General features: G+C 56.5%; 12 protein-coding genes. 6 read left to right on the top strand and 6 right to left on the bottom strand.

All coding sequences use genetic code 11. The features are described 5' to 3' along the window. The first annotated feature begins 43 nt into the window (after nucleotides 1–43). From TURPA_RS14035 to TURPA_RS14050, 4 genes are read left to right on the top strand one after another with little or no spacing between them, the layout of a single operon-like run. The gene (locus tag TURPA_RS14035; RefSeq protein ID WP_014803964.1) at nucleotides 44–925 is read left to right on the top strand and encodes an oxygenase MpaB family protein; all 882 of its coding nucleotides are present in this window, start codon (nucleotides 44–46) and stop codon (nucleotides 923–925) included. 56 nt (nucleotides 926–981) lie between these two features. Continuing rightward, nucleotides 982–2844 carry a phosphoenolpyruvate carboxykinase (GTP) gene (locus tag TURPA_RS14040; RefSeq protein ID WP_014803965.1) on the top strand — a complete coding sequence of 621 codons (1863 nt, stop codon included), beginning with the start codon at nucleotides 982–984 and terminating at the stop codon, nucleotides 2842–2844. Between the two features lie 45 nt (nucleotides 2845–2889). Further along, nucleotides 2890–4605, top strand: a complete 1716-nt coding sequence (locus tag TURPA_RS14045; protein WP_014803966.1) for a gamma-glutamyltransferase family protein — start codon at nucleotides 2890–2892, stop codon at nucleotides 4603–4605. Next, nucleotides 4605–6257, top strand: coding sequence for a sodium:solute symporter family protein (locus TURPA_RS14050; protein WP_014803967.1), 1653 nt, complete (start codon nucleotides 4605–4607; stop codon nucleotides 6255–6257). Before TURPA_RS14045 ends, TURPA_RS14050 begins: the two co-directional genes overlap by 1 nt. On the opposite strand, the gene TURPA_RS14055 is transcribed toward TURPA_RS14050, so the two are convergent. Genes TURPA_RS14055 through TURPA_RS14065 form a run of 3 tightly spaced genes read right to left on the bottom strand, consistent with a single transcriptional unit; the run spans nucleotide 6250 to nucleotide 10446 of the window. After that, the gene (locus TURPA_RS14055; protein WP_014803968.1) at nucleotides 6250–6768 is read right to left on the bottom strand and encodes a YqgE/AlgH family protein; all 519 of its coding nucleotides are present in this window, start codon (nucleotides 6766–6768) and stop codon (nucleotides 6250–6252) included. The genes TURPA_RS14050 and TURPA_RS14055 overlap by 8 nt on opposite strands. Next, nucleotides 6761–8737 (bottom strand): hypothetical protein, encoded by a 1977-nt coding sequence (locus tag TURPA_RS14060; protein WP_014803969.1) that lies wholly within the window; start codon nucleotides 8735–8737, stop codon nucleotides 6761–6763. Before TURPA_RS14060 ends, TURPA_RS14055 begins: the two co-directional genes overlap by 8 nt. A 32-nt stretch (nucleotides 8738–8769) precedes the next feature. Continuing rightward, nucleotides 8770–10446, bottom strand: a complete 1677-nt coding sequence (locus TURPA_RS14065; protein WP_014803970.1) for a S49 family peptidase — start codon at nucleotides 10444–10446, stop codon at nucleotides 8770–8772. Between the two features lie 114 nt (nucleotides 10447–10560). Between TURPA_RS14065 and TURPA_RS24160 the strand changes: the two genes are divergently transcribed. Together TURPA_RS24160 and TURPA_RS14080 are read left to right on the top strand one after the other, a co-directional pair. Next, nucleotides 10561–11613 carry a M23 family metallopeptidase gene (locus TURPA_RS24160; protein ID WP_014803971.1) on the top strand — a complete coding sequence of 351 codons (1053 nt, stop codon included), beginning with the start codon at nucleotides 10561–10563 and terminating at the stop codon, nucleotides 11611–11613. Then, complete coding sequence (locus TURPA_RS14080; RefSeq protein ID WP_014803972.1) at nucleotides 11614–12090, top strand: Holliday junction resolvase-like protein; 477 nt, start codon at nucleotides 11614–11616, stop codon at nucleotides 12088–12090. It begins immediately after the preceding gene. 10 nt (nucleotides 12091–12100) lie between these two features. On the opposite strand, the gene TURPA_RS14085 is transcribed toward TURPA_RS14080, so the two are convergent. The 3 genes from TURPA_RS14085 to TURPA_RS14095 form a co-directional block, all read right to left on the bottom strand. Next, complete coding sequence (locus TURPA_RS14085) at nucleotides 12101–12808, bottom strand: DUF2817 domain-containing protein (RefSeq protein WP_014803973.1); 708 nt, start codon at nucleotides 12806–12808, stop codon at nucleotides 12101–12103. A gap of 6 nt (nucleotides 12809–12814) precedes the next feature. Beyond that, a complete protein-coding gene (locus TURPA_RS14090; protein WP_014803974.1) occupies nucleotides 12815–13747 on the bottom strand; it encodes a bifunctional 5,10-methylenetetrahydrofolate dehydrogenase/5,10-methenyltetrahydrofolate cyclohydrolase in 933 nt (310 codons plus the stop codon). An 86-nt stretch (nucleotides 13748–13833) separates the two neighbouring features. Then, a complete protein-coding gene (locus TURPA_RS14095) occupies nucleotides 13834–15474 on the bottom strand; it encodes a GAF domain-containing protein (protein ID WP_014803975.1) in 1641 nt (546 codons plus the stop codon). Nucleotides 15475–15507 lie beyond the last annotated feature (33 nt).

Genomic DNA, 15507 nt, shown 5'->3' on the forward strand with positions numbered 1-15507 from the left:
GCGCAATTATTGACGAGCTGTTCGAGTCACCCGCGCTAACTGCATGGCAGACCGCTACGGCGCGCTGAAGCATATTCAGACGCTCGACCCCGAAAAAGACGCGCACCAGATCGTCGCCGTGTCGAGTGCCTTCGACTTCGCGCAAGACATGGAGATTTCTCTCGGGCTGGCGTTTTTCAGAACCTTCGCGGTGCCGTCGATAGCGCGCATTCTCGACGAAACAAAGCAATTTGAAAACTTCGGGCAGAAACGCTACGACGACACGGCGCTGCTGCTCGCAGAATTTCTGGAAAACGGTCTCGACAGCGATCGCGGGCGCGAGGCGATTCGGCGCATGAACCAGATTCACGCGCGCTACGACATTGCCAACGACGACTTTATCTATACACTCACCACCTTCATCTTTGAACCCATTCGCTGGATAGACCGTTACGGCTGGCGACCGCTCGTCGAAAAAGAGAAGCTTGCGGCTTTTTACATGTGGCGCCGGGTGGGGCAGATGATGGGCATTCGTGAACTACCTGAAACCTATGAGGCGATGGAAAAGTTTAACATCGAATACGAACGCAAGACATTTCGCTACACGCCCGAATCAGAACGTGTGAGCCGTGCTACCCTCAAGGTGCTCGTGGGGTTCTTGCCGCCTTTGCCTTTTTTGGGTGAATTGGCCTGCCAGGGCGTCTACGCACTGCTCGACGAGCCGCTGCGTCGTGCTGTGGGTTTTCCAGCTGCTCACCCGATGGTTCAGGCCGCAGTGGATGCCGCATTTCGGGCGCGCGCACTCGCGCTGCGGTATTGGGGGCCCGTGACCACCGAGCCGCAATATGTCACCAAACGGCGTTTCGCAACCTACCCGAATGGCTACAAAATTGCTGAGCTGGGGCCTCAATTGCGGGACAGCAAACGGGCACCGATAGCAGGTTGATGCGCAGATACTTGCACTTGACAGATTGAATTTGTTACGGGGTCGCTCATGTCTCCATGGATACCCCCGAATTCATTAAAAACCAACGCCTCATCGCCTGGGTCGAAGCGATGGCGAACCTCACCCAGCCCGAATCGATACACTTTTGCGACGGTTCAGAAGAAGAATACGACCGTCTCTGTGCCGAGATGGTGTCGAAAGGCACTCTGAAAAAGCTGAATCCGCAAAAGCGCCCGAACAGCTACCTGGCCTGGTCAGACCCGTCAGACGTTGCGCGCGTCGAAGACCGCACATATATCTGCAGCAAGCGCCCTGCCGATGCAGGCCCGACCAACAACTGGGTCGAGCCGCAGCAGATGAAGCATAAACTGAACACGCTCTTTAACGGTTGTATGCGCGGCCGCACGATGTACGTCGTTCCTTTCTGTATGGGGCCGCTCAACTCAGAAATGTCTCTCTACGGTGTGCAGATCACCGATTCGGCCTACGCGGTCGTGAGCATGAAAATCATGACGCGCATGGGTAAAGCCGCGCTTGAGGCAATCGGCGACAAGAATTTTGTACCCTGCATGCACTCTGTCGGCGCACCGCTCGCACCCGGGCAGAAAGATGTGCCGTGGCCATGCAATAAAGATGACAAATACATCGTGCATTTTCCCGAAGAGCGGGCCATTTGGTCTTATGGTTCGGGTTATGGCGGCAATGCGCTGCTCGGTAAAAAATGCCTTGCTCTGCGCATCGCTTCAGTGATCGGCCGCGACGAGGGCTGGCTCGCCGAACACATGCTCATTCTCGGCATGGAAAAACCCAACGGCGAAAAAACCTACGTTGCAGCAGCTTTCCCGTCGGCTTGCGGCAAGACCAACTTCGCGATGATGGTACCACCCGAACACTACGAAGGTTATAAAGTCACAACAGTCGGCGACGACATTGCGTGGGTTTACCCGGCAACCGACGGCGGCCTCGTGGCGATCAACCCTGAAGCGGGTTACTTTGGCGTTCTGCCGGGCACTTCGAAAGAGTCGAACAGCAACGCGATGCAGATTATCAGCAAGAACACCATCTTCACCAACGTGGCGCTCACTTCAGACGGCGACGTCTGGTGGGAGGGCATGACGAAAGAAATACCCGAAGGCATCACCGACTGGACAGGCCAGCCGTGGACCCCTGATTGTGGTCGTAAGGCAGCTCACCCTAACGCGCGCTTCACCTCACCCGCAATTCAAAACCCGGCGATCGACCCTGAATACGACAACCCCAACGGCGTGAAAATCAGCGCGTTCATTTTCGGTGGCCGCCGTTCGACAACGGTGCCGCTGGTGTTTCAGGCAGTCAACTGGAACCACGGCGTCTATTTTGCCGCGACGATCGGTTCAGAGATGACCGCCGCCGCTGCAGGTACCATCGGCCAGGTGCGCCGCGACCCGTTCGCGATGATTCCATTCTGTGGCTATCATATGGCAGATTATTTCAACCACTGGCTGCAGATGGGCCGTAACCTCGGCAACCCGCCGCGCATGTTCTTTGTCAACTGGTTCAGAAAAGATAACGAAGGCAAATTCATCTGGCCCGGCTTTGGCGAAAACATGCGCGTACTCGAGTGGATTGTCGATCGCGTCCATGGCCGGGGCACTGCGACCGAAAGCCCGCTCGGCTGGATGCCGCGCTACGAAGAAATGGACTGGGAAGGTATGAAGTTCACCCGCGAACAGTTCAATGAACTCATGACGATCGACACGAGCCTCTACAAAGCCGAGGTGCTGCAGCATGAAGAATTCTTTGACCGCATCTACGATAAGCTGCCCAAAGAACTCTTCTTCATTCGCCAGCTCTTGCTTTCAAGCCTCTGGCGTTCGGGCGACAAGTGGCTCGTCGGCAGCAAGGCCAGCGTGCCCACGCACACCACGAGCGGGTTTTGATTTTTAGAGTGGTGGCCCTCTGCACCGCCACGCCCCGTGCTTAAAATGCGGATTTTCCCGGTTCTGATTCTAGCAGTTCTGGCTGCCTGCCGCGGCGAGGTTGAGCATAGTTTCGCCGCGCATTGGCAGGCTCTGCCCGCAGAACTGCACGGCGAAGTGCAGGGTATGCCCGGTCATTGGGCGCCCGTCGGCACTGGTGGGGCGGTATCAACGGCGAATGCTCTCGCATCGCAGGCAGGTATCGAAATACTGCGACGCGGTGGTAACGCGGTCGATGCTGCCATTGCCATTCAATGGGTTTTGGCAGTCGTTGAACCGCAATCATCCGGGCTTGGCGGCGGTGGATTTATGCTCGTCTTCAAGGCGGCCACGCAGACGGCTCATGCGCTCGACGCGCGCGAAGAGCTGCCAGCTGCCGCGCCCGAAAACCTGTTTCTCGACGTAACGGGCAAAGCGTTGCCCTTTAGCGAGCGCATTCGCGGGGCACGGGCAGTCGGTGTGCCCGGTACCGTGGCGCTTATGCAATATGCCCACCGGCGTTTTGGGTCGGGTAAAATCAGTTTCGCCGAGACTCTTGACCGGGCCATTCAACTCGCCGAAAGCGGCATCAGGGTGTCACCGCGCCTCAGCCAGGCGATGTCGCTGAACCGCGACCGGCTAATTGAACAGAACGGCAGAAATCCTTATCTTAAGGGAGAGAAAGCTTATGCTATCGGTGAAATTTTATACCAGAGCGATCTGGCAGACACCCTGCGTCTGATTGCCCGTGAAGGCAGCGCTGTATTCTATACCGGCAAGATCGCGCGCGATATTGTCGCGACAACTTCGACCAGCCGGCACTATGCGTCACAGCTGAGCCTCGAAGATCTGGCAGCGTATCGCGTGGTCGAGCGCCCAACAGAAAAGGCGGTTGCGAACGGTGCAAAACTCTATTCGATATCTGCGCCGGCATCGGGGGCGACTGTGCTCAAGGTGCTCAAAGAAGCTGCCCCATTCGCGACATCAACGACAGCCGAAGCGCTGTTGCGAAAACTTCTGCGCTTTGAGAAATCAGCGTTTGCAGAGCGTGAGCGCAACCTACAAGACCCCGACTTCGTCGGCGGCCGCCGGCCCGGCTCTGAAATAAAAGAAGCACAAAATACTTCGCATATCTCGGTCATCGACGCCGAAGGCAATGCAGTCAGCTACACGACTTCCGTTGAAACCAGCATGGGGTCGGCTCTGTTTGTCAGGGGTCGCGGGTTTGTACTCAATAACCAGCTAAGTGATTTTGCCGCAGAGCCACGCGTGGTAAACGCAGTTGAACCGGGCCGGCGTGACAGGGTGACGGCCCTCAACGACGAGGCGCGCGAAACAAAAGGCAGCAAAAGGCCGAAAAGCTCGATGGCTCCGGTGATTATTGTCGGTCGTGACGGCAGCCTGACGGCGCTGGGCAGTCCGGGAGGGCCAACGATCATTGGCGCTAACGTCAGTGTTGCGGCGCAGGTGCTCGCGGGGGTCGAACTGCAGCAGGCAGTGAATGCACCCCGCGCACTTATGATGCCCCATGGCAAGGCGCTCGTTGAGCTTCCGCTCAGGCGAAACCAGAAGTTTCTGCAATCCTTAAAAGCTGCGGGCATCGAAGCAGACCTGCGGCGCCGCGTCATCTCGTTGGGTTCGGTGCAGGCCGTGCAATTCGACGCCGGTTCAAAAAGATTCACTGCGGCATCTGACCTGCGGCGCGAGGGGCTGGGACTCATCGTCACGCCTGAGGCCGACTGATGATGGTCGGGTTCGACTTTGTCGTCATTGCTCTTTATTTCGTGATCACCTTCGCCGTTGGCGCGCTGGCGCTCAGGCGAAAACATGAAACTAAAGAAGATTATTTTCTTTCTGGCAGAAAACTTCCCTGGCATCTCGCTGGTTTATCGATGGTCGCCACCACGTTTGCCGCCGACACACCTCTCGCCGTAACGGGCATTACGCTCGGTCAGGGTATTGCGGGCAACTTTCTATGGCTGTCGCTGATACCTTCGGGACTCTTAACGGCAGTTGTCTACGCAAGGCTGTGGCGCAGGTCAGACGCGATGACCGATGCGGAGTTCGCAACCTTACGCTACTCAGGCACGGGTGCGGTTTTTTTGCGCAAATTTCGCGCGCTCTATCTCGCTCTGCCTGTGAACCTCATTATCATGGGCTGGGTGACGACCGGCATGGCCAAGGTGCTGGGCGTTTTTCTCGACTATCCGCCCTGGGCGATGCTCGCGGCACTTTATGCCGTGACTGTACTCTACATTGTTTTTTCAGGTCTCTGGGGCGTCGTTGTCACCGACGTGCTGCAGTTTTTTATCGCGATGGTCGGCTGCATCGTGCTCGCCTTCGTCTCAGTCGGCGAGGCGGGCGGTCTCGCCGAAATGTGGGCGAAGGCTGCGTCGCAGCTGCCGAAGGGTCACACCGAAATCTACCCTTGGTATTTTACCGGGCCGGTCTATGTCGTCGTTGTCTGGCTCGGAGTACAGTGGTGGGCGTCGTGGTATCCTGGGTTTGAGCCAGGCGGTGGTGGTTACGTCGTGCAGAGATTGCTCTCGACCAAAGACGAAAACCACGCGGTCGGCGCGTCGATTCTCTTCAATATTCTGCATTTTGTCGTACGCCCCTGGCCCTGGATTCTGACAGCCGTCGCTGCGGCGGTGGCATTGCCGCAGTCTGCAGACCATGAGCTGATGTTCCCGCGTGCGATTGCGGCGTGGTTACCTGCGGGGCTAAAGGGTCTTATGGTCGCTGCCTTTCTCGCGGCGTTCATGTCGACAATCGCCACGCACCTCAACTGGGGCGCAGCGTACCTCGTGAGCGACGTACTGCCTGGAACGCGCCTTGCGCCGCGCACGCACCGCGGTGAAATTATCGTTTCTAGACTCGCGATCGTCGCTCTGGCGATCGGTGCAATCGCGGTATCGCGCATGATGCAGTCGGTTCGCCAGGGTTGGGAGCTCATTTTGATGCTCTCAGCCGGCACGGGCCCCGTTTACCTCATTCGCTGGTATTGGCCTCGCATGAGCGCAGCGAGTGAGATCAGCGCGATGTGCGCATCTCTTGTGCTTTCGCTGGCACTCGCGCAGATTGAACTCGCGCAAGAGCTGAAGCTGTGTGTCGTGGCCGCCGGTGCAACTTTCGTGTGGGTTTCTCTGACACTGCTCATGCGCGCGCCTGACGGTGGCGCGTGGCAGACGTTTAAGGCGAAGGTCAGGCCCGATAGTTGGGGCTGGCGTGATGTTGCTGCATTTGTTTCGGCAGTGGCGCTCACTTATGCTTCATTCTTCGCGCTCGGCGAAATTCTACAGCAGAATTTCGCGGCGGCTGCAGTGAATGTCGCCATTGCCTCGGGCGCGTGTTATGCGCTAGTGCAGCTGATCAGGCAACGCCGCCTTAATTGAGCATCACGCTCTTGTGCGTGCTCGCGAAATAACGAAAGATTCCGCCTTTTTCGATGAGGCATTTTCGCCAAAGGTCGTAGCCATCGTTGTGAAAGATCAGGTCGGCGCGCGCCTCGAGCACGAACCAGCTCTGCGTGCGCAGCTCGTACTCGAGCTGGCCGGTGGCCCAGCCGGCATAACCGGCATAACGGCGGTAGGCGCTGTCTGTGGCAGCGAGTTCGGTCAAAAGATCGTCTGAGCTTTCGAAATGCACGCCGTCGACGATTTCATTGCTGCTTGCAAGGTGGCCGGCGCTGTGCAGCAGCGAGCGCTGGTCGGGGTCTACAGGCCCACCCTGGTAGAGGGGATGTTTTCGCCCGCCATCGCCCGGCAGCGGGTGGTTGAGTACGATACCGAGCGAACCCCGGCTGTCGTGGTCGATAATCAGCACGACGCTGCGGTTGAAGCTGCCATCAAGAATGGCCGAGCTCGCGACGAGCAGCTTGCCTTTGAGCGCGAGTTCGTCAGCCATGGATAGTCTTCAGTTGCTCAACAAGCGAAAGTTGAATATATTGACTGAGCGCCCGCGTGTCTGCGGTTTCGTTGCCATATTTGCGCACGAGTTGCGTCGCGGCGTTGCCAATTTCGCCGCTTAAGAAACTCTGCGTGATTTCAGGCAGTTTGCGCGTCATCGAATATAGGCGTTTTGCGCGCTGCGCGACCTCGCCGTCAACTCTTTCCTGTAATTGGCGGCGTGCTTCGCCGAGTTTGATGTTCCACAGATCGCCGTATTTTTGTATCAGATCATAGGTGTTTTTTTCACCGGTCAGCCGGGTTTCGACCATGTGTAGCGTACGGTGCCAGTCGGTGTCTTTGCCAGCTGCGGGGGTCGCGGCGCCATTTTCTTCAGTTTTCTCGGGGGGCTCGGCCGGGGCATTCACAAAGCCAAACAGCGCAGCCAGCCAGCGCAAGAGCGGGTAACGGTATAGAAATGGCAGTTCGCCACGAACCTGCGCATAGATGTCTCGCCTGACGAGTTCGAGCAGAACGTGCACCGGTTTAAAGATGACCCGGTTGTTGATGATGAAATATTTATCCTGAAGGCCCGGGCTCACAGGGTGGCGGCTGACGACATGAAAGGCGTTGATAATCGCCTGCGGGTTCTGTAACATCGTCGTGAACACGGGCTCATGCGCCTTTACGTACTTATCGATGTCTTCAGCAAAAAATTCGTCGAATTCCATCGACGAGCGGCTTTCGTTCTTCAGCATCAGCGCATACCACATCTTGCGAAAGCGGGCAAGCAGTTCGGCACGCACGCGCTTGCGTTCAGATTCAAAGAAGATAAGTACCGCTTCGCGGTGTATAAAGAACTCTTCTTCATTCATGCGAAAGCGCAGCAGCGCAGGCAAAAGCTCGCGCTCGTCGGCCTGAAAAACCGTGTGTTCGCTCAGCATCTCTTGCACGACGAGTTCAATCTCGTTCTGGTTGAGCAGCGACGCCATAATTTCGAGGCCCGAAGAACCTTTAACTACCTTCTGAATAATGCCATCTCGGTTCAGCAGCGCGGGAAAATCGGCCATCATGTTGAGCAGCTTCTGCGCATTCTCGCGCAGGCGGTCATGGTTATTGCGCTCAGATTCGAGCCAGGCTTCGTAACCTTTGAATCCTTCGACGAGGCGGGCCGCCTGAATCAGAGTCGACATCCCCCTTTTTTCTTTGTCGATGAGAAAGTAAGCGGCGAGGCGGTTTGCGAGATTGACGAAATAGTGCGGAACTTCATTTTCCTGATGCGAAAGAATGCGCCCGATGCGGTCGACCGTCGTCGTTTTTTGGGGCATGATGTTCTGCATGTCTTTGACGAGGTCTTCACCCAGACGGTTCTGCGCCGAAACCATAATCGTGTTGCGCAGCTTCAGCAGGCACACTTCGAGCATAATGTCGATGGTGCCCGCACTCGCACAGACACCCTGCGCGACATCGTTAAAGCGGAAAATAATCAGGCGCTTTTCTTCTTTGAGCCGATGGTTCGTGCCCGAACTGATCTCAGAAACCGGTACGGTGACATGGTTCTGCGGCAACAAGAACTTCTGCAGCATCTCTTCATCGGGAAAAGGCAGCGCCGAATTCGAGAGCATCTGTGAATAATAGTCTTCGATAAAAATATTTGCCGGGTCGGTGAGGCGAATGCGCATTACCTCGCCGCCATCGATTTCCATCTCGATAAATTTTTTCTCGCGCAGCGGAAAGGCGGTCTGCGAAATAAGCCGGCGCACATTCGGCAGGGTCTTCAGTTTGGCGAGGTTTTCGTCTTGCCCCCGTGCCAGCAGAAAATCCGTCACACGTGAACTCGAAAACGCAGTTGTACCGCTTTCGGCGGCAAAACGCGCGTAAGACTCAAGCATCAGTAGCTCGTCTTCCATGAGGGGTATCGCGCGCGCGAAATCGCGAAATTCCTGGCTTTCGAGCCCAACGTAAAATGGCGTAGTGTCTGAAGCCACTGATCGTATTATCGGCTTTTTATGACCCTGTGCTAAAGGCAGCGCGTCTCAACGGCATAAACTCCGGGGCGGGCAAGGTCGGTGAGCTGCAGCGCCCGGCTCAGCCCCAGGGGCAGCATCGACCGCGAAAAGAGGGGTTCTTTCACACCCGGCAGAATAATGAGATCAACGGGGTCAGTTGCTTTGATTTTCAGCTCAGTTTTCAGTGCGGTGAGTGCCTGCGTCAGGCCGCCACGTTCGTCGGCGAGTCCGTTTTTGAGCGCCCGGTCGCCCGAGTAGACACGTCCCGAAGCCAAAGATTTCACCGTTTCGGCATTCATGTTGCGCCCTGCCGCCACGTCACGAATGAACTGCTGATAGATGTCTTGCATCGTGGCGGCAATCGTCTTGCGATCAGCCGCGCTAAAATCGGAAAAAGCCGAAAATACCGGCGAAGGATTTCCCTTCGGGGCGCGGTCGATCGACACACCCCATTTCTGCAACAGAGGGCTGACATTTAATTTGCCACCGACGACGCCGATTGACCCCGTCACGGTGGTCGGGGCGGAGAAGATTTTTTCGCCCGCAGCAGAGAGGTAATAACCTCCCGATGCGGCGACATTGCCCTGCGAAACATAAAGCGGCACCTGTTTGCTCTCTGTCTCTTGGGTCTTGTTTCTGCCGATCGCGAGCATCCACTCGCGCCACAGCAGTTGCGAAACCAGCGCCGACCCGCCGGGGCTGTTGACACGCAGCACGGCGCCGTCGATCTGCTCGCGCTTTAAAAAGCCGGCGATTTCACGGTAGTCGTGCCAGTTGATTGTTCCCGGCCGCGATTCATGGCTTTCAATGATGTTGCCTTCGGCGACGAGCAGGGCGATTTTTTTGCGCCGACGAAAATTCGTCAGGGCAAAAGTTCGACGCCTCAAAATCTGCGTGGCCCGGTAGATGTCAACTTCATGCCACTTCTTGGCTTCGCCGCTCTGTTCGCAAAATTCTGTATACGAAGAAATTTCATCGATCAGGTTCTCGCGCTGCGCCGCGGTCGCCGAATAAAGACTGCGATGTTTTTGCCGCGTCAGCTTTGTGGTTTTTTCACCGATTGCCTGCCAGAACTGTGATTCAAGGTCGCCGATCAGCTCTTCAGTCTGTTTACGCGACTCTGGCGAGTAGCCCTTGCGGGTAAAAATTTCGGCAGCACTTTTAAAATCCCCCACGGACAAGAACTGCGGTCTCACGCCCAGCTTCGCGAGCAGAGACTGTAAAAAAACTGTCTCGTTGGTGAAGGGTGTCAGATCGAAACCTGAACTTTCTGGCGCGACGACGCGCTCGCAGGCTGTGGCGACGTAAAGCGACACGCGCGATTCGTTCAAGAGGTAAGCATGCGTCTCGACCCCCGCTGCGCGAATCGCTTTGATCAGGCTGCGCAGTTCCCATGCCTGCGCCCAGCCGAGACTGTGAGACTCGAAGGTAATGCGCAGGCGCTGCAGTCTGAGTTTGCCCGTGGTGACGCCGTTCAGAATATTCTGCAGATCGAGCGCGAGCAGATAAAACCGGTCGCGCGCGGGTTTCAGCATTGCCCAGATGCCGTGCGACAAAGGAGTTTCAGGGTAGTCCCCGTGAATATCGAGGTCGACTATGAGTCTGCGGTGAAGGCCGCGGCCGCGCATGTAGAGAAAAACGCAGAGGCGAAACGGCCAGATCACCGCCAGTGCGCAAATTCGAAGCATTCTGTATTCACGGGGCCGCGAGCTGCGGCGAAAACAAGAAAACAGTTTTGCGGCCAATGTGTCGATATTGAAAGTGATCGCCGCGGCACTTTTGCTTCTGGCGCAATACCTCGCATGGCCCGTTCACAGAAGAAATACCGAATCTTATGGTTGCCACAATCGACCGTTATTGCGGTGATTGTCGGTTTCGTCTGCTGCGCCGGTAAGGCGACCCGGCTGCCACCGGGCACTGAAGTCAGCCGCGCGATCATGGAAAAGAATGTGGCGGGCTTTCCCGAAGGGGCCGACCGCAGCCTCGCACAGCTGAAAAAAATGACGCACGAAGACGTGACGTTGCTCGCCTGGTCGCGTGATTTTGCCCGGGGCAGCGCACTTTTGCTCGAACTTGAGTCGACCAAATCATTGTCTGACCTGAAGCTCGCCGTTAACGGTAAAGATCTGAAACTCACCGAAGGGCAGGGCTGCGTGTTTGCCTTGTTCGCCAATTCACCCGACAGCCAGCGCAAAGAGAACAAGCTGCTCGTCTCGCGCGGTTCAACGCCAGTGGCAGAGTTCACGCTGCCGGTGGTACAGAAAGAGTACCCGGTCGCCGTTTCAAAGATGAACGTTCAGAATTTCTCGAACCAGAGCAAGCCGATGTCGCAGAAAACTATCGACTGGATCGAAGAAGGCCGCAAGAAAAAACTCAAGGCTTTCGTTTCAGTAGATGGTAGCTATCTGACGCAAGAGCTGAAATACCCGCGCGACGAACACAAGATTACCTCTCCTTTCTTTATCAAGAGGGTTTACGAGCGCTTCAAAATGGTTAAGGGCAAGAAGCAAAAGCTGAAAGGCCGCACTTCTTACCACGGGGGCACCGACCTGAAGGGTCTAACTGGCGCGCCGATTTTTGCCGTCGCGAATGGCGTTGTCACGCTCGCCGAGCACCTCTATTACGACGGCAAGATCGTCATGATCGATCACGGCAACGGCATCATTAGCGGCTACCTGCACCAGAGCGAGCTGCTCGTCAAAGAAGGCGATCGTGTCGTCGCAGGTCAGCAGATCGGCCGCTCGGGCAACACCGGCATGGTGACGGGCCCGCACCTGCATATTTTTCTGAGTGTGCACGGAGTCAAAGCCGACCCGCTGAGCCTGCTCGTTTTGCCGATTCGGGCGCGTAACTAGATGCAATTCGCCGAGCTGCGTCTGGTTCTGCTGCTCGCGGCGGCTGTCTTTTTTCTTTTGGCAGGATTCATCATTGGCATGCGCCTTGCCCGCTATCGGGCAGAGAGCGCGTACGTCGAAATATTGCGGCAGAAAGAGGCCGAGTGGGGTGAAGGCGAAGAACAGCGGCGCAAACTGGCGATTGCCCGCTCACGCCAGATTATTGGCGGTAATTTCAGCGAGCAGCTGGCGCCTTATCTGCCCGATTTTCCGTTCGACCCGACAGAGGCGCGCTTCATTGGCAAACCTGTCGACTTTCTCGTGTTCAAAGGGCTCTCACAGGGCGCAGTTCAAGAGGTTGTGTTTGTCGAGGTAAAATCGGGCGGCAGCAAAATGAACCGAAACGAAGCATCGCTAAAAGCAGCGATCGATGACAAGCGCGTGCGCTTTATCGAATACCGCGTGCCGCAGAATCTGACGCGCACCGACGAGAACTGAAACCAGCAGGTTAAATAACCGCAAGCAGAGCGCCGCGCACGATGCGATAGACATCTGCAAGCGGCAGGCCGCGTTCAATCTCGAACGTGATCGTGGGTATTTTTCTCTCCCACCCGGCATAGGTGCCGAGTGAACCTGGGGTCGGGTAACCGATGTCTTCAGTTATTTCATATGGCAGTGCTGCGTGCATGCGCCTTGCGTATTCGTGCGCGGGCCCGTTCACATTGAACATGGGTTTCCATGAGTGCAATGAAACGATAAACTCAGGTTTGAAGTCGGCGAGTATCTGCAAGAGCAGCTGCGATTCAGGCTCAGAGGCGGCTGCAGGCCCCGAATAATATTTTTCACCCGGGTCGTTGGCTTTCCAGTCTGCAGTCGGCATGTTTCGGTTGAGATCCACACGATTGCCGTTATGCCGTGAGAAGGCGAGAAGCCCATCGGGGTTCAGAACCGGAATAAACAGAATATCGCGCCCACTTTTGGGGGTATTGCCGTTTACGACAAACTCGTCGAAATAACCTTTCGTCGCTGCGATGCCTTCGGTTTCGTTGCCGTGCACGCCGCCGATAAAGAGCACTCTCTGGCCTGGCCCGTGAAAACGTTTACCCCAAATGGCATTACCGCCAGCCGAGGTACCGACGCTCCCCAGCGAGCTGAAGCTCTGCAAAATCTCGCGGGGCTCTGCAAATTGTTCTGAGGGTTTTACTTCATCAGCCATAATACCTCAGGCGAGTCTGGTACCGGCAGCGCGCATGCGCTGCGCGTTCTGGTAAGTGTTAAAAAGCAGCATCGCAATCGTCATGGGGCCAACCCCGCCCGGTACCGGAGTATAATAACTTGCCTTGTTTTCAATTTCACTCATGATCAGATCGCCCGTCACCTTGCCGTCGATACGGTGCATGCCAACGTCGATCACGATGGCACCGGCCTTAACCATCTTTTCATCGATTACCCCGCGCACACCCGTTGCGCTCACGAGCACATCGGCGTCTGCGACGAAGCGCTGCAGGTTATGCGTCTTTGAATGGCAAATCGTCACCGTCATGTTGAGCCCCGAGAGCAGCAGCTGGGCCATCGGTTTGCCGACAATGTTCGATCTGCCGACGACGACCGCATGCCTGCCAGTGAGGTCTGCAGCAGGGTGAGATTTTGCCGCCGCGAGTTCGCGCAGCATCAGCGCGATGCCGGCAGGTGTGCAGGGCAGGGTTGCGGCGATACCCGCTGCGAGCTTACCCTGATTCAGATAGTGAAAGCCGTCGGCGTCTTTTTCGGCGACAATCGCCTGTAGAATCTGGCTTTCGTTGAGGTGCGCCGGCAGCGGCAATTGAACGAGAATACCGTGCACAGATGCATCGACATTAAACTTGTGGATTTCAGCAACCAGCGCCTCTTGCGTCGTGTTTGCGGGCAGGCGCACGATACGCGAATCGAAACCCAGTTCGAGCGCGGCCTTCTCTTTGCCCGCAACATAGATCTGTGAGGCAGCATCGTCGCCGACCAGAATCACCGCAAGCCCGGGTTTTAAACCGGTTTTCGCTGTTTCTTCTTTAATATGCTGCCTTAAGAGTTCTGCCAGCTTCTTGCCCATGAGCCGCTTGCCGTCAACCCAGAGGGCAGGGTCGAAAGTTGTCTGGGGCAGGGCATCGAACAGCGGCACGTGGGTAGCAGCGAGAGAGCGAAACAGGGTTTCAATAATAACTTGGTGAACAACGCGCAGCCTCGAGTTACTCGCCCGGTAACCCGTTAGCCTTTGAACAACAGTTCGAAAGGTATTGCCTGAATGTGCGGCCTTGCGTAGATCTTGTGCTGGTAGACCGGGCGCATATCTTCATCGGGAAACTGTTTCGCCGCCTGCTTCTGCAGCATGCGCGACAGGCGCCAGGCGTCACCCGCCTCTTTTTGCCGCAGCACGCTCACAAAATGGCCGTGAAAAACTTCAGTCGAAAAATCCTGCGCTTCCATGATTTCGCGTAGGGTCTTGCGCGTGAAGTCGCGAACCGCCGCCGCCGCGCCGTCGCCGTGCAGGTTGTGCAGCCGCGCGTAATTGGCGATGCTCGAGACAACCACGGCGAAAGGTTCGTCTGCGCGCTGCAGGTGTTCTTCGCAGGCTGCGATGTAGTTCTTGATAGCCATCACCGGGTTGTCGGCGTGGTTCAGAGATGCAGTGGCGTGGTCGCGCAGGCGTGAGGCATGGTTCTGCATCACGTAGTGGTCGATTGTGGTGCGCAGCGCCGCGACTTTCTCAATCTCATTTTCAGCGATAAAGGCGACCGCGAGAAACTCTTGCCGGTGCAGAACCTTGTGCGTGTGAATCTGCCGGTAACGCGCAAGAAAGGCGAATGCTTCAGAACCTTCAAAATCCGTCGCGGTGAAAAACACCTGTCCCTGTTTGATTTTCTCTATGACGGCGTCGACGAGGCCGACTTCTAAGTGCGCTGTGTTCTCGCGCTGAAAGCCTGTCGCGAGATGCGTGCGCAGAAAAAAATCTTCGCGTGTCATCAGCAACACAGAGGTGTCGGGGTAATGCATGCTGAGTTCTTCTTCAAGCACGTCTTTGAGTGGTTCGTTGTTGTCTGCGCGACCGAGGCGCGCGACAAACTCAGCGGCGTAATCGCGGTATTTTTGCGCGACGCTATATTGTGCACGCTTCTCTTCAGCGCCGGCAATGAGCATCAGCTGCGATTCCATTGCACCCAAAAGTTCGCCGCAGATCTTCAGATAAAACAGGTCGTCAGACCTGAACGCCGCTTCACCCTGCGGCGGATTGATAACGATAACTCCGCGCAGCTCTTCATAACGCAAAACCGGCGCCACATAACGCGCGCCGCAGCTGTCGAGAAACCGGGTTTCAGAATCAGAGAGTGCACCCTGAAGGTCTGAGACAAATTCGGGTTTTTTGGCGCTTGCCAGCAGCTTCGCGAGTTTGCCGGCCGCAGAGAACGAGAAGTCTGCGGGCAGCGTGAAACCCAGTGCATGCATGAGCTGCATACGCCCGTCGTCTTCCATGAAGATCGCGATATTTTTTGTGCCCAGCTGCGCCATGAGCGAATAGGCAATCACCTGCCAGAGATCGGCAGCCGAGCGCAGCGAGCCAAACTCCTTATAGATTTCTATCAGATTTAAAACCGCGTCGAGCTGTGTCTTGTGCCCGATGCCGGCGGCGGCATGCGCCTCGCGTTCGCTGGGTAGCTCGGGTTTGGGCACAGCAGTTGTGCGGGCAGATACGGCCTCAGCTTTTTGCTGCAGACCCGCTGGCTTTGCGCTGGTCGCCTGTGAATCGGCAACGCGTTTGTTGAGGTCTGGGCGCAGCTCCAGGCCCAGGTCGATGCCGTGCGCAGCCTGCGTCGTTTTAGAGAAGTCGCTTGCCCGCTCGCGTAATCCCATATCCGTTTGCAATTATGAAAGTGCGTAGCACTT

It is taken from the genome of Turneriella parva DSM 21527 (assembly GCF_000266885.1).
GTDB classification, from domain to species: domain Bacteria; phylum Spirochaetota; class Leptospiria; order Turneriellales; family Turneriellaceae; genus Turneriella; species Turneriella parva.